We start from the raw sequence: 13,797 nt of genomic DNA, 5'->3' as shown, positions 1-13,797 counted from the left end.
CGTGAGCCTGAACAACCACCAACCCGAGGGTACGAAGATCGTCGACAAGAGGCCGCCGACACCGTACGGCGGGCTCTACACCGACCCAACCACCGGCGAGGAGTTCGCACCCGCCACCGGTCCACACTTGCTGGTATGCGCTCCCACCGGGGCTGGGAAGACCTCGTCCATCTTGGTGCCAAACGCTTGGACCTGGCCATCGTCCTGCGTCATCGTGTCCTCGAAAGATGATGCACTGAAACAAATTTCGGAACGCCGAGTGGGCCCGGCGTATCTGATCGATCTGCGCCAGATCGAGACACCGGATTACGGCGCGCACATTCTGCGGTGCCGCATCGACCCGACCTTGCTCATCGAGACCCACGACGATGCCCTGAACATGGCCACCTGGCTGCACCGGACCGCCGGGCTGAGCCTGGGTGGCCGAATCACCAGCCACGACGAACCCTACTGGGCCTACCAAATCATTCCCGCCCTGGCCGGCCTACTGTTCGCGGCCTCACCGCAAGGCAACAGCCAGGGTATCGACTGGGTCATGCATGCGGTGGAAAACCCATTCAAACCCGAAGGCGACGCCGAGGCAGTCGCGATGCCCGATGTCACCGAAGCGGAACTCAATTACTTTCTCGCCCAAGAGGTGACGAAGCAGAAACGCGCCGACAAATCCGCCAAACTGGAGGCCGACGCCAAGAAAGACGCGGCTGAAGCTGAAAAGAACGCCAAGACCGACGCGAAGAACCTCGCCACGGAGACGAACAGCGGCGATGAGAACCGACCGGCGCAAACCCCTGAAGAGGACGACACTGCACCGCCGGCCCACGCCGGCAGCAAGGAACTAGACGACACCGTCGAGCGCGACACCCAGGCCGCCGAGGTAGCCTCCGAGCGGCTCGCCGCCGCTCTCAAGCACGACATCGAGATCAAAAAGGCAGAGCTGGCCGAGTACAAAGCCAAGAGGGCGTTCGAGGAGGCCCAGGCCGCGCGGGAGTCCGCGGAGCGGCTCGCCGCGGCTCTCAAAGAGCAGCGCCCACCCGAGGAGATCCGCGCCGAGCGACTGGCCGCCGGCGAGGACCCGCACACCGTCTACAGCGAGCTGCCGCCGTCGTGGTGGGACGTGCGCCAGTACTACGGACGGTACCCTCACTCGGTCATTCCGACCCGTATCGAGCGGGTCGCCACTCTGGCCGGGCGGCAACGCGATTCGGTGGCGCTGGGTATGTCCGCCGCACTGTTCCCGTGGGTGTATGAATCGGTGCGTCGCCAGGACCTGCCGGTGTTCGACCCGATGTGGCTCAACGACCCCACAGCCACGCTCTACATCCTCGCCGAGCCCGAAGGCGGCGGCGTCGGGGCCGCACTGCCACTGGTGCAGGCCATCGTGTCTATGTGGCGGCGCAAGTCGTCGATGGATCTGCTCGAGCACAATCTGCTGCTGGCCATCGATGAGCTGACCAACACGCTGCCGCTACCCACGCTGGACGTCCTGGTCTCCGAGGCCCGCGGTTTGGGCATCAACCTGCTGGTGGCGGTGCAGGCCGCTCAGCAGATCGCCCACCGCTACGACCCAATTTTCATGGACACCCTGTTGAAGATTTTCCCGGTGGCCCTGCTGATGTTCGGATCCGCCGAGCTCGAACTGCTCGACCAGGCCTCCTTGTTCAGCGGACTGACCTCCCGCGGATCGGAAACCTTCGACCAGACCAACGCCAACCGCACCATGTCACATGACGAGGGCCCGCTGATGCTGCCGCAGGAATTGCAGCCCCGCAAGGAATACCACGGGCGACTGTTGTTCCGCGGCACGGCCGGGTTCGAGGTGCGGCTGCCCAGCCTCGACGAGTTCCGCTTCATGTACGACAACGGGACTATCGAAGGGCTGGTACGGATTTGAGCAACAAGAAATCTCAGACCTCGGGATGGCGTTACAAGGCTGCGTACTGGCTGTTCGCGCTCGGCTTGATCTTCATGACCGGCCGCACGATCGGCGGGACCCTCAACTGGTTCTGGACGTCACTGTTCGCCCCCGCTGCACCTATCACGACCATCTACGACACCACCCATCCGAAGGCTCCGTCCGACTACTACTGGCCGAACTGAGATGAGAAGCACCACACTAGTTTTCGCTGAAAAGCGAGCGTCCTGGATCCTCAACAACGCCGGCGAATACGGATTTCAACGCCGGCGCGGCGATCTTCTCAAAGCCGAACACGACAACGCCCGCCGCGACCTGGCCGGCGTCGACTTCAACGTCCACATGCAAGGGATCACCGAGAAGTGGCACCTGCGGAAGCCACAAAGCCTGGCCGCGTGGAAGGAAACCGGCGTTGTCGTCGGCTGCGCAGCGATCTTCCCGCTCGCCTGGCCGCTGGGACGCACGCTGTATCGGTGGATGGCGCGCCGGATCACACCGGCCCCGGCGACCGCGGACGCGATCCCAATCACCATGCTGGCGTGGATCGCTGCGGCGATGATGCTGCTGGGCTCGATCCTCGTCGACCCGTCCAGCGGCAATTCCTTCTGGGGGGTCCTGTTCCTGCCGTGGATCGTCGTGCAGGGCGCGGGAACGTTCCTGATGGCCAGCGTGTACGGCGTCCTGGAGGGCTGGCTGGCCATCCCCGGTGCGACCGACTGGTGGCCGTTCCCGCCGCCACCACCACCGACGAAGAAGGCCTCCCCCAATGAGCCCGCGTCACAGGCCAGCGTCGAACCGGTCAAACCGCGCCCCCGTGTCGGCCCACCCCGGAGGCCGTGGGAATGAGCTCGTTCATCAAGTGGTCGCCGCAAGTGCGCGACCTGGTTGGCGACGAGGTCCTGCGGACCTTGTGCCGCACCACCAAGGACTACAACTGCATGCGCTGCGAGCGCGACGGCAGAGCCGCCCGTGAGCGAACGCACGTGATCGTCGTCTGCCCGCCGGGCATGCCCTATTTCATTCAGTTCGCGCACGGCCGCTGCGCGCCGTCGCAGGTGATCCGGCTGCCGCAGTCTGCGATGACCGGTGAGGGCGATCCGAACTACAGCGAACAAGTGATCACGACGCAGTTCTTGTGGCCAACCTCCGAGGGATTTCTCCCCGGCCTGATCATCGACCGCCCACCGGGACTGACCGTGGTGCGCGCCAATGGCGACGTCGACGACCTGTGGACACAGCTGCTGCTGCGGGTCGGCTGGGATCTCTTAGTCTCACTCGACCAGCCGTGCCGACACGTGAACACCTCCGCGGTGGAACTGTCCGACGACGGCGGCACCGGGCGGGTGGTGTTCGACGATCCGGATCACAGCGATAGCCGCCTGGTGCTCGTCGACCGATTACCCGCCCTGCTGCCCGAGTGGAGGCAAGCCGCGGCCGACACCGGCTGTATACGAATTCTGGCCGGCACGATCGGCACTGCCAGCGCCGATCACCGAGTCACCGAAGCCGACGTGATCGCAGCGGTGCAGCAAGGCAGCGTGGTCGGGGCGCTCGTTCCGGTCGCTGCGCGATAGTCAATGTCTACCTGTACAAGAACAACCTGAGCGTCGAACTACCTACCGTGTGGAGCCGCACGCCAAGAGCGCGGCGCGCGCACCGCCGTAGGTCAATAAGGCCACTTCAATGCGTCGAGGACACCAGCATCTGGTCAGATCCCATCTCTCAGGCCCGGCCTGGCCCACGTAGAGCCGGGCACGCGCCCTCAACTGACGAACCAAGCCAGCTCAGCGCTCCGGCCTGAGGTGCCCACACATTGCTCCGCAGTCAAAGCGGACGCCCACTAGAGTGGTAGGTACGTACCACGCACGTGGTACCCACCGCACCCGAGAAGTTCCGGAAGTTACCCGCTCCCCGAAAAGGGAGCGGGCCCCTGCAGCAACAGGGGCCCGCCGATGGACTCCCCGGCCTGATCACCTGTCAAGACGACGATTCGAGGAGTACAGCCGTGTCCGTCGACAACCACACCCACCCGGTGGGCGAGCCGTCGCGGCCTGCCACAAGGCTACACCCGGGCCTTCTGCTGGTCCTGTTGGTCAGCATCCACGCGACGGTGGCCATCACCGCCCACCTGATCTGGCCCGGCCTCACCTTCTGGGGCCACCTGGCCATTTCCCTCTGCCTGGTCCTGATCACCGACCTCGCCCGCCAGTATCACGATACTCGGCGGCACTAAACCCGCGCTTGGCCCGGCCCATCGGCCGTGTCTCGACGACGAGATCACCACGGGCATCAACGATTCCCGTTGATGAGGTCGCAGGCATCGCCGAGACAGGGGACGACGTGGGGTTGGGCCAGCCGCACCCGCGGCTGATTTTGACTGCTGATTCGGGAGTCGTTTGATCACGAATTCGGGAGTCGGTGAGGGTGTAGGAGCTGCCAGATTGCTCACGAATATGGGAGTCATGGGTGGGGGCTGGCCGTGACGTGCCTCTTACGTCGCTGTCTTGGCTCAATGCTGGCGAGGCATTCCCAGCGCTGTCCCAAGGATCCAGGCGAACAAGAAGGCCGGCATCGTCGTGATGGAGAGGCCCTGCAGGGAAAGGGGGCCGTCCTCGACGATGAATGTGGCGAGCAGAAGCGGGTGTACTGCGGCGCCGGCGATCGCAAGGTGTGCGGTGTACCGAGGCAGCACTCGATAGCGGTATACCGCGACCGCGAACGAACCGAGCGCCACCACGGTGGGCAGCCCCGACATCGCCAACAGTCCAAAGGTCAAGTCGTAGAGCAGCGTTGACAGCTCGGCGGAGTATTGCCGATAGAGCAAGAGATTGAAGGCGGTGAAGCCGCTGAGCAGCAGGATCACGCAGCCGAGGAAACTGGCGGCAAAGCACGCTGGCAGAGTCGATCGCGCAGGCAGCCGATCGCGAAGGTGGGTCCACAGCGCGGCGCCGAAGACGAACCACAGCGTGACGCCCACGGTGTTGAGCAGCTGGGTCACGACCAGCTGAACATGGTGGTTGGTCGTCCACGCCGCCACATCGATGCCCGAAGTCTGGGTTTGCGGGTAGGACCAGATCGGATACACCGGCAAGGTCAGCGCCGGCAGCGCAAATCCGATCACGCCGCTCCATCGGATCACGCGTGCTGCGCTCCACCGTGTATCGCCGGCGCTCGTCACGGTGCTGTCGTTCACAGGGCGGCTCCTCATTCGGCAATCTGACCAATGGACAGTTTGTGGAACTGCCCGTCAGCATGCCCGATCTGAGGAAACTTATCAATGGTCAGATTGCTCGGTAGGGTGCGCATATGGCGTCAACTGCGCAGTCGCGGCCGTATCACCACGGGCAGCTTGAACGGGCGGCGATCGATGGTGCGATCGAGGAGGTGGAGAGTGTCGGGGTTGCTGCGGTGAGCATGCGCCGCATCGCTCGTCGTGCTGGCGTGTCCCATTCAGCACTGGCCTATCAGTTCGGCGACAAGGCTGGCATCTTCACCGCGGTAGCCACCGAGGGGTTCGCCCTGCAGGCTGAGATGATCGGTGCGGCCGCGACGGGCCCCGCGGGATTCCTGTCGGGCGGCCAGGCCTATGTGACATTCGCCCTCACTCACCGGGGCTACTTCGAGGTGATGTTCCGCCCTTACCTGTATCGCGGTGACGATCCGAAGTTGTTGGTGGCCAAGAACGCTGCGTTCGATGTTCTCTTTGGTTCGGCCCGATCCGGTTTGTCAGCTCACCGTTCGGAACCGGTCACCGATGAAGCTGTCCGTGCACTCGCCCTGGCGGGGTGGTCGCTGTCTCACGGGTTGGCCACGCTGGCGTTGACGGCCAACATCGCCGAGCAGATCGAGACGGACCCCTCGTTTCTGGCTGCGCAGATGATGCAGGGAGTTATCGCCTTGGCGGAATTGGCCAAACAGGTATCGACTGATCAGTCGTAACAACCGAGGACCGCAGCGCATGCGCGGTGAAGCTGATCTGGTCGATGAGCAGCGCGGCGTCATAGCCAGGGTGGTCATGGCCGGTGGCCCGTAGGTGTGCAGCCAGTAGCGCAGCGATGGAGTCGCTGCGCAGGAATTCATCAAGGATGGTGAGCACTGCTGCGATGCTGTTCAGCTCACCGTCGCTGACCGCGGCGGGGTCCTTGACCGGCCCGTCGGGTTCCTCAGTCACCGGCCGACTGGGTCTGATCGCTGCTCTTGGCGCGGGTGTGCGCCAGGCGGAAGGAGTCGGTGCCGGTTTCGATGATGTTGCCGCCGAACGTGAGTCGGTCGACGATGGCTGCGCAGAGCCGTGGGTCGGTGAACGTTTTAGTCCACCCGTGAGTACGACACTTCAGCCTGATGCTCCTCACGGAGGCGATCGAAGATCCGCTTGGCCGTGTGGCGCTGCTTGCGCGGCGCGGTCAGATCCGCGCGCAGCCAGCCGTCGATGACTTCGCGGTACTCATCGATCTTGCTGCCCCGCTCGGGGTAGTGCTTCCGCTCCGCCGGCCACGCCGACCCCAACGCTTTGTGCACCGTCGTCCACGACACCCGGTACTCACGCTGAATTGCCCGCGCAGACTTCCCAGCGCGGGCATCTCGGCGGATCGCCGCATACAACTCCACATTCGACCCCGAAGGCCGCACCCCGACATCACATCAGTGCCACATGGACAGCCGGTGACTCCCGAATTCACAGTCATCGACTTCGCCGCAACATCACCGACTCGAAAATCCGTGATCAAACGACTCCCGAATCAGCGGTCAAAGTCACACGGCCTGCGCAGCCCATTCGAAGTCGCCGCCCGTGTCGTCTGGATCGTGCCCGGCAATCAGCGTGCGCGATATGGGATGCCGCATTGCGGACCGTGCTGTCTGTCCACCGCAGCACCGGGTTATCTGTAGGCAGACAAGGGGTGTACTCGACTGTTGCTGACGGTGGGTATGTGATCGGTTCTGACCGTCAGCGACAGAGTTATCCGTAGGCCTGTACTCGACGGTCTGATCCGCAAGTTGTGTGGACATTGATCCGACGCCTGGTGACTTGCAGCAGCATTGGGCAGATCCGGACTATGAGTATTCAGAACGACGGCGGTCTTCCTGCTGGTGTCAGCCGAGTGACTGGACGCCCTGCGCGGGTTCTTCGGCGAATTCGAGTAGCCCTGTACGCGTGTGCTCCCGCCGCCGCAGCGTCACGATGCTGCTATCCGATAGCGAAAGGGCAGTTATGACCTTCAACGGGCCCGAACCTGGGAGCACAGACTTAGATCAACGTGCAGTCAGCGCCGCCTCCTGGAGCGCCGGCCGACTCGACATCTTCGGTGTCGAAGCCAACAGCGGCCACCTCCACCACTGGTGGTACGAAAACGGCTGGGGCAACGAGACCTTGCCCGGCCAGAAACTAGATGGTGGCCCAGTACAGCTGGCGGGCGGTCCGCTGAGCGCTGTCTCCTGGGGTCCTGGTCGGCTCGACATCTTCGGCGTCGAAGCCGACACCGGCCACCTCCACCACTGGTGGTACGACAACGGTTGGGGCAACGAGACCCTGCCCGGGTTCACGCGAGAAGGCAATCCGGTACGACTAGTCGGTAGTGCGCTCAGCGCCGTCTCCTGGAGCGCCGGCCGACTCGACATCTTCGGCGTCGAAGCCGACACCGGCCACCTTCACCACTGGTGGTACGACAACGGTTGGGGCAACGAAACTCTGAACAGCAGCGGCCACAGCCTGGTAGGTAGTGCGCTGAGCGCCGTCTCCTGGAGCGCCGGCCGACTCGACATCTTCGGCGTCGAAGCCGACACCAGTCGCCTTCACCACTGGTGGTACGACAACGGTTGGGGCGACGAAACTCTGCCCGGCCCGACACTTGTAGCTGCTCCAATAAGTGCCGTCTCATGGCAGGCTGGCCGTCTCGACATTTTCAGTGTGAAGACCGACGGCGACGATCTCTGGCACTGGTGGTACGACAACGGTTGGGGTAACGAGGCCCTGGGCGGCACATTGTTCACCGGAAACACGCCGGGAGTGAGTGCAGTCTCGTGGGGCCCCGGCCGGCTCGATATCTTCGCTGCCGCGCGGGTGGAAGTCTTCGCCGGTACGCCGACAGTTCAGCACTGGTGGTACGGTGATGGCGCTAAAGAAGACTGCCCAGAGATGCTAAGCGAAATTGCCCAGTTGGCTTGAGTGGCTAAGGTTAGCAGGTTCGTCGTTGCAGGGGAACGATTGTGCCGTCGCCGGGGGTGCTGGGGCGGGCAGCTTCTGGAGTGGTCAGCAAAGCGACGATGGTGATGGGTTCGCCGCAATGCGGGCAGGAACGGGTGGCGGCCGGCTGTGGGGCGGGTGGCCGGGCCTCGGTGACGGTGGCGGCGGTGTCGCTGTGTTTGCGTTGCTCCCAGGCGTGTTTGCGGCAGCGGTCTGAGCAGTAGATCTTGGTCGGTGTGGTGGCGGTGAATTCGGTCCAGCAGGCTTGGCAGGAACGGGTCTCAGCTGACATGGGCGGCGACCGCCTTACGCATCGTTTCGGCGGTGGCTTGGTGGTTGCGCAGCCGGTAGCTGGGTCCGTCGATACCGACCACGGTGGCGCGGTGCAGTAGCCTGTCCAACATGGCGGCTGCGACGGTGGCGTCTCCGAAAGCGGTTGCCCAGTCAGCGATCCCAACATTGGTTGTCAGAATCGTACTCGACTTCAGATACCGTTGGTTGATCACCTGGAACAACGCGGATGCCCATCGCCGGGCAGCGGAAGGTAGCCAAGTTCGTCAATCACCAACAGTTTCGGTCCGGCGAAGAACCGCATGCAGGTGTGCCAGCGGCCTTCCAGGGCGGCTTTGTGGCAGCGGGCCGCCAGGTCGGCGGCGGTGGTGAAATACACCCGGTGGCCGGCCTCGACCGCGCCGCGGGCCAACGCGACGGCCAGCATGGTCTTGCCGACCCCGGGTGGGCCGACGAACAGCACGTTGGCCGCGTCGTCGAGGAAGCGCAGACTGGCCAGGTCGTTGATCAGTTTGGCGTCGACCCCGGGCTGGGCGGCGAAATCGAAATCGGCCATGGTCCAGGGTTCGGGCAGACAGGCGAACCGCAACCGTGAGGTCAGCCGGCGGGCTTCGGTGGCGTTGACCTCGATCTCCAACAGCCGCTCCAAAGCGGCGGTCAGGGACAGGTTTTCGGCGCGGGCGGCATCGAGGATGCGGGGTAGCGCTTCGGCTGCGTCGCCGAGTTTCAGATAGGACAGATGTGCCCGGAGTTGTTGGTATCGGCGGCTTCGCTCATCTGTGGGACGGTTTTGCTCAAGGGGGTTACTCCTGGTTCTGTTCGGTTGGATGGTGTTGGGGAACAACGGATAGCCGTGCTGCGGTCGCCGCATAGACGGCCAGATCGATCACTACCTTCTGGGCGGGATCGTTCGCCGGGCACCACGCAGCCGCGCGGCCTCGGCAACGGCGGCCACCGAGGGCGGTCGCCGGTCTTATGAGTGCAAGGCCTGGCCGTCGAGAACCCGATAGCACTGCCTGTTCGAGCGCGACGACGTGACCGGCATCGCGCACCACCGCGCCGCTGCCGTCGACCGCGCGGCGGTGCGCGGCAACAACGGCTCCCGATGCCGTGGTCAATTGCACGGTGTCAGAGCCCAGGCGGTGGGTGACGGTCACCGTGGCCCGGCCAGCCCCGGCGGCACCGAGTACTGATTGCCCGCCAGGACACCAACGCTTGTGGAGTGACGATGCGGTGTTCGGTCAACTCGGCCGGATACGAACCCGTCGGCAGTGACCGTAGTGGTTCGGCATCGGCCAGGGCGCCGACGGTGGTGGCCTGCCCGTCGCGGCGCCGGCGGCGCCCGTCGAGCTTCACGCACAGCCGGTCCAGCGACGCCTGGGCTTGCTCGATCGTGGTGTCGTCGGTGACGGTGCGCCACCAGCGTTGGGCGGCAGCGTGATTGGACTTCTCCACCACACCCTTGCGGTTGCCCCGTCGTGGCGGGCACACATCGACGGCGACAGCGTAGTGTTTGGCCACCCCGGCGAACGCCGCGGTGATCCGGCCCGATTCGGGATGACATACCGTGGCCATCCGGTCGAACCGCCACCGCTGGGTGACCCCACCCAACCGGATGCTGACCGCCTCGATCGCTTCCACGACGTGCGCGAAGTCCTCGGCCGGGCCAGCGCCCCGCGCCAGCGGCTCGAATGGGCCAACGCCCGACCAGCAGGTGGGCATGCCGGTCAGCCGCCCACGATGCTGGTGGATCGGGCAGCTCGACCCAGTCCCACTGAGTCTCGACCCCGGGCGGATGATCGATGACCGCGACGTCGCGGCCCTTGACCGACTGACACGGCTCGCAATGCGGTCGCAGCCCCAGGTTTCGGATTGCCAGGGTCAGCGACGGATACGAGCCGGTAAAACCTAGCTCGACGAGTTCGTCGAACAGGGTTGAGGCCCACAGGTGCGGATCGTCAGCCAGGCGGATCCGGCAGTACTCGACGAACGGATCGATCACCAGCGGTTCAGAGCGTTGGCGTTGCCCGGGTACTCGTTCCCCAGCCAGATAGGCCCGAACGGTTCGGCGATTGATCCCGAGATGGCGAGCGATCGCCGATATCGACCAACCCTGCTCCCGAAGCGCATGCGCTTCCACATCACCCTCCAGCGACAGCAAACGACGGCCCTCCCATTCATCAGCGGAAACACAACTCCGCTGACGATGAGCAGAACCCCGACAAGCAGTCCGACGACACGCCGAACCACCGCTGCCAACTGGGCACTTTCAATTAGCGAGACTGAGCACTTTCACTTAGCGCCATCAACGGCAACGGGTGGGGCAACGGCAAACACCCCGAACCCCTCCCGAGTCCTCCTGGTGGGATTCCCGTCGGTGTGGACGGTGCGCTGAGCGCCGTCTCTTGGCAGGCAGGTCGCCTGGACGTCTTCGGCGTCGGCGGTGACGGGACACTTCAACACTGGTGGTATCCCTAAGTCACCGGTCGAAGCCGTGCTGAATCTGCGCAATCTGCAAGCGAACTGCAGCGCCCCAACGCACCTTAGTTACGATGCGATTGATAACCCTCACCGGGAATTTCGACGTAGCACTCGCGGCACACAATGCCTCTTGCGCATGCGCCTCGATGAGACTGCGAGTCGATGTAAACAGGCGAGTTCTATGACCGAGGTCCCACCATGGTCAGCGTAATACCGGCGAATAAAAGGGAGAAGCCGAGGATGCAGATAATGAGGATGGTTGTCGTCTCGGCGGTTGTATGTGTGCCTGGACCGAATAGGAGGTTGTAACCTCCCCCGAGTCCCGCGCCCGCAACGAGTCCGCCAAGAGTGCTCAGGGCGCTGCCAGCTTTGCTTTCGCGTGCACCACTACCGTAGCGCTGTGCGGCGCGTTCAATGTGAATGCGTTCTACGCATTGCAGGTGATCCCTTCGTGCCAGCCCGATTGCGTCTCTCCCTACATCTGCGAGGAAGTCTGCTTGGGCAACTGCTAATGCCTCGCCGCCGTTAGTCTCAAGTTTCATTACTCTGTCTGGCTTGCGTCGAAGTTCCGCGTCAATCACTTGGGCGGCCTTCGCCAGTGGGTCGGAGAGAGGTGACGGCGGCGCAACCGTTCCACCGGGAGGCGGGGGAGCTGGAGATGGGGGGCCGCCAGCGGGTCCAGTGGGCGTCGTAACAGCGGGTCCATTGACGGGCGTTGTCGTCATGCTGCGCTCGCTAAACGTTCGGTTTGAACCTGCGTCGGACCCAACATCAGCAGTTGCTGAGCAGCCGTGACTTCAATCAGCTCACGCAATACCGGGTCTTCGATATCGGAGGAGCTCGTGTAGTGCTTGCGACGACGCCGGGCGATAAATCGCCCGATGAACGGCAAGATCGATCCGACGACCCCCGCCAACGCAAGCAGGACGCCAGCTATCTCCGCACCACCTGATACGGCTGCAAATCCAGCACCCAGGCTTGCAGCAACCATCCCAAGTGAGGTGGATATGGTCTGCGACAGGTGATTGTTCTCGCCGGCTTCAGCCTCACCGAGGCCCGCTAGCTCGGCAACCTTTGCAACTAGGTGTTCGGTCTTCGTCTCGCGAGGATCCGGTATCTCGGAAGCTAGAGCCGGATCGTCGCCTGCCGCATTCTGTTGCGAAACGGCGTCTGATTGGGGATCCTTCTCCGCGGCTTGACCCATGGTGACAGCCCCCTGCCCAACTACCGGCCTGATCGGGCGATCATAGTCGCCGCGCCGTTTGCTGAGGACAATTTTGGCAGCTTTGGGAGGCACTTTCATCTTCGGCGGCAGGCCCGCCGCCGGTCGAGCGGTTGAATTCTTGAGCACTCCTGGTCCAGCGCACGAGTAGCCCCCGGGCACTCGCAGGGCCCGATCGTGTCGGTTCGTTTGCGTGTGGAGGTTAGGTGCGGAGATTCTTACTCCACTTACCTACACGCGGCCACGCACCTGTCGTCCATCAGAGCCGCGGGATCCACACTCGCCGGGCACCTTCGCCGTCGCAGTAGATGGCTTGGCCCTCGTGATAGTGCGTGAGCGTCGACAGGTTGTAGCTGCTGTGTTGGGCAATGACGTCACAGTCGTTTTCGGTGGTGATCCCCACCGAGTACACCGGGTACAACAGCTCGGCGCCGGACATGTATTGATGCTGAGCGCCGAGACGGGGGCGGTCAGTGGTTGCGGCGAAAAACGTCAACGCCGCCGTTGGCATCTCATGCTGCAAGGCAGCCGGCAGCTCTGGGGATACGGAGCTGTCGTAGTACAAGATGGCTGAGCGGGTGCCGGGGCCACTACGGTCCAGCAACTTTTCGGGTCCGACGACCTCGACCTTGTTGGAGAGCAGCCCACGACTTGTGCTGTGGGTGTCCATTCCTACTAGTGCGTCTCGGGCGTTGACAAGTCCGGCGAGAAGATCAGCGGCGGCTGGATCCGGCTGGGCCAGTTCCCATCCGAGATCCCGCGGCAGGAAATGCTCGTCCCAGTGCGCATAGAAGTCCTTGATGCGTTGTTCGCCGGCCTGGCTCAAACTGCCCTGCCGCTGGGCGCGTTTGAGCTGAATCAGGGTTTGCAACGGCTGATCGTCCAGCGATGCGGCCGCGAAGAACGTCAGCCCGGCACGCATTACGGTGGTCGGTGTTTCCGGCCGCAGCTCCAGCAGACTGGCGGCCAAGCTTTTCGCCATCGTCAGCGACCTCAAACCGATCAGCGGATCAAGGCCGATGCGCTTGCCGTGTTCCCGATCCATCAAAGTGCCGGTGGTGTAGAGCTCAAACTGACCCAACGGAGCATCTGCGTAATGCTCGTCCCCGTAGTGTGTCGTGATGGTGTGGGCTGCGACCCAACTCATCACGTTGACGTCGATGGAGGTGTGCCCGTGGCGGGCCAGCATCATGGCATGAAGGAACTCGACGGACACATTGGTCAGCGTGGGCCCCTCCAGGCTGACCGGGTCACCGGTGATGACATCGAACCCCACGAACGGCGGTGCGGTCCAGCTCCGCTGTCGGTCGTAGAGCCCGCTGAACGTCTTCCATACGTCGTCGGTTTGCGGCGTGAAGTAGCGCAGCGCCGTGGACAGTTCGACATCACGGTCGCTACCACGTAGCGCTTCAGTCTTCGTGGGATGACGCCCCATATCGGCCAGTACGCTGGCGTAGCCGTGCGGCCACTCGAAGATATGGTTGTAGGCATGAAGCCAAGTGTCTGAGACTTCGACGCCCGGGTCGCCGCGCTCGATGTGGTCTTGCGTCTCCACTGGGACACTGGTCGTTTCGTATACGTGCTCGTGGCCCCAGCCGCGGCGCTCACGACTGTCTCGAACGAAGTTGCCGAAGATCTTGCTGTTGCGTGTCATGGCCGACACGGTAGCTAACAACACGGACACGCGTCGTCATCATTGACTGCCGTGCG

At 63.7% G+C, this 13,797-nt stretch carries 13 protein-coding genes and 4 pseudogenes; 8 read left to right on the top strand and 9 right to left on the bottom strand.

The genetic code is table 11. From position 1 onward, the window contains the following. Window position 1 precedes the first annotated feature (1 nt). From BTO20_RS41480 to BTO20_RS37785, 6 genes and pseudogenes are all read left to right on the top strand, one after another. Window positions 2–214 (top strand): annotated as a pseudogene (locus tag BTO20_RS41480) (type IV secretory system conjugative DNA transfer family protein); the annotation flags it as partial. A 45-nt stretch (window positions 215–259) separates the two neighbouring features. Then, window positions 260–1,891, top strand: coding sequence for a TraM recognition domain-containing protein (locus tag BTO20_RS37805; protein ID WP_232491368.1), 1,632 nt, complete (start codon window positions 260–262; stop codon window positions 1,889–1,891). Further along, window positions 1,888–2,097 (top strand): hypothetical protein, encoded by a 210-nt coding sequence (locus tag BTO20_RS37800; protein ID WP_087083595.1) that lies wholly within the window; start codon window positions 1,888–1,890, stop codon window positions 2,095–2,097. Before BTO20_RS37805 ends, BTO20_RS37800 begins: the two co-directional genes overlap by 4 nt. A gap of 1 nt (window position 2,098) precedes the next feature. After that, window positions 2,099–2,758, top strand: coding sequence for a hypothetical protein (locus BTO20_RS37795; RefSeq protein WP_087083593.1), 660 nt, complete (start codon window positions 2,099–2,101; stop codon window positions 2,756–2,758). Further along, entirely contained in the window at window positions 2,755–3,486 is a 732-nt protein-coding gene (locus tag BTO20_RS37790) for a hypothetical protein (protein ID WP_087083591.1), read from the top strand. Before BTO20_RS37795 ends, BTO20_RS37790 begins: the two co-directional genes overlap by 4 nt. 431 nt (window positions 3,487–3,917) lie before the next feature. Beyond that, a complete protein-coding gene (locus BTO20_RS37785; protein ID WP_087083589.1) occupies window positions 3,918–4,145 on the top strand; it encodes a hypothetical protein in 228 nt (75 codons plus the stop codon). Between the two features lie 276 nt (window positions 4,146–4,421). Here the strand turns inward: BTO20_RS37785 and BTO20_RS37780 are convergent, their stop codons facing one another. Next, window positions 4,422–5,105 carry a hypothetical protein gene (locus BTO20_RS37780; RefSeq protein WP_232491367.1) on the bottom strand — a complete coding sequence of 228 codons (684 nt, stop codon included), beginning with the start codon at window positions 5,103–5,105 and terminating at the stop codon, window positions 4,422–4,424. Window positions 5,106–5,218: 113 nt separating this feature from the next. Here BTO20_RS37780 and BTO20_RS37775 point away from each other — a divergent pair, with 113 nt between their 5' ends. Further along, entirely contained in the window at window positions 5,219–5,851 is a 633-nt protein-coding gene (locus BTO20_RS37775; RefSeq protein WP_087083587.1) for a TetR/AcrR family transcriptional regulator, read from the top strand. On the opposite strand, the gene BTO20_RS39725 is transcribed toward BTO20_RS37775, so the two are convergent. The 3 genes and pseudogenes from BTO20_RS39725 to BTO20_RS37765 all read right to left on the bottom strand — a co-directional run bounded on the left by BTO20_RS39725 (window position 5,802) and on the right by BTO20_RS37765 (window position 6,520). Next, window positions 5,802–6,083 (bottom strand): hypothetical protein, encoded by a 282-nt coding sequence (locus BTO20_RS39725; RefSeq protein ID WP_157680466.1) that lies wholly within the window; start codon window positions 6,081–6,083, stop codon window positions 5,802–5,804. The genes BTO20_RS37775 and BTO20_RS39725 overlap by 50 nt on opposite strands. Then, window positions 6,076–6,231 (bottom strand): annotated as a pseudogene (locus BTO20_RS37770) (ATP-binding protein); the annotation flags it as partial. The pseudogene BTO20_RS37770 and the gene BTO20_RS39725, both read right to left, overlap by 8 nt. After that, complete coding sequence (locus tag BTO20_RS37765) at window positions 6,221–6,520, bottom strand: hypothetical protein (protein ID WP_087083585.1); 300 nt, start codon at window positions 6,518–6,520, stop codon at window positions 6,221–6,223. The pseudogene BTO20_RS37770 and the gene BTO20_RS37765, both read right to left, overlap by 11 nt. 544 nt (window positions 6,521–7,064) lie before the next feature. Here BTO20_RS37765 and BTO20_RS37760 point away from each other — a divergent pair. Next, window positions 7,065–8,075: a hypothetical protein gene (locus BTO20_RS37760; protein WP_198344627.1), complete on the top strand. Its 1,011-nt coding sequence runs from the start codon at window positions 7,065–7,067 to the stop codon at window positions 8,073–8,075. A gap of 10 nt (window positions 8,076–8,085) precedes the next feature. Here BTO20_RS37760 and BTO20_RS37755 read toward each other — a convergent pair whose 3' ends face one another. The 5 genes and pseudogenes from BTO20_RS37755 to BTO20_RS37735 form a co-directional block, all read right to left on the bottom strand. Beyond that, a complete protein-coding gene (locus BTO20_RS37755; protein ID WP_087072533.1) occupies window positions 8,086–8,385 on the bottom strand; it encodes a hypothetical protein in 300 nt (99 codons plus the stop codon). Next, window positions 8,375–9,228: pseudogene (gene istB / locus BTO20_RS37750) on the bottom strand (IS21-like element helper ATPase IstB). The gene BTO20_RS37755 and the pseudogene istB overlap by 11 nt, the downstream one beginning before the upstream one ends. After that, a pseudogene (locus BTO20_RS41475) lies at window positions 9,188–10,545 on the bottom strand (Mu transposase domain-containing protein). The pseudogenes istB and BTO20_RS41475 overlap by 41 nt, the downstream one beginning before the upstream one ends. A gap of 1,041 nt (window positions 10,546–11,586) precedes the next feature. Then, entirely contained in the window at window positions 11,587–12,216 is a 630-nt protein-coding gene (locus tag BTO20_RS37740) for a hypothetical protein (RefSeq protein ID WP_157680465.1), read from the bottom strand. A gap of 130 nt (window positions 12,217–12,346) precedes the next feature. Then, window positions 12,347–13,741 (bottom strand): hypothetical protein, encoded by a 1,395-nt coding sequence (locus BTO20_RS37735; protein ID WP_087083579.1) that lies wholly within the window; start codon window positions 13,739–13,741, stop codon window positions 12,347–12,349. Window positions 13,742–13,797: the final 56 nt, after the last annotated feature.

The organism is Mycobacterium dioxanotrophicus, from assembly GCF_002157835.1.
Classification (GTDB): Bacteria; Actinomycetota; Actinomycetes; order Mycobacteriales; family Mycobacteriaceae; genus Mycobacterium; species Mycobacterium dioxanotrophicus.
Note: the sequence above shows the minus strand (reverse complement) of the source record. Positions and strands in the feature narration are given on the sequence as shown.

What these genes read in the sequence shown, in the direction of transcription:
- BTO20_RS37795 (WP_087083593.1), top strand. Translation starts at nt 2,099, where the DNA reads ATGAGAAGCACCACACTAGTTTTCGCTGAAAAGCGAGCGTCCTGGATC.
- BTO20_RS37790 (WP_087083591.1), top strand. Translation starts at nt 2,755, where the DNA reads ATGAGCTCGTTCATCAAGTGGTCGCCGCAAGTGCGCGACCTGGTTGGC.
- BTO20_RS37775 (WP_087083587.1), top strand. Translation starts at nt 5,219, where the DNA reads ATGGCGTCAACTGCGCAGTCGCGGCCGTATCACCACGGGCAGCTTGAA.
- BTO20_RS37755 (WP_087072533.1), bottom strand. Translation starts at nt 8,385, where the DNA reads ATGTCAGCTGAGACCCGTTCCTGCCAAGCCTGCTGGACCGAATTCACC.
- BTO20_RS37735 (WP_087083579.1), bottom strand. Translation starts at nt 13,741, where the DNA reads ATGACACGCAACAGCAAGATCTTCGGCAACTTCGTTCGAGACAGTCGT.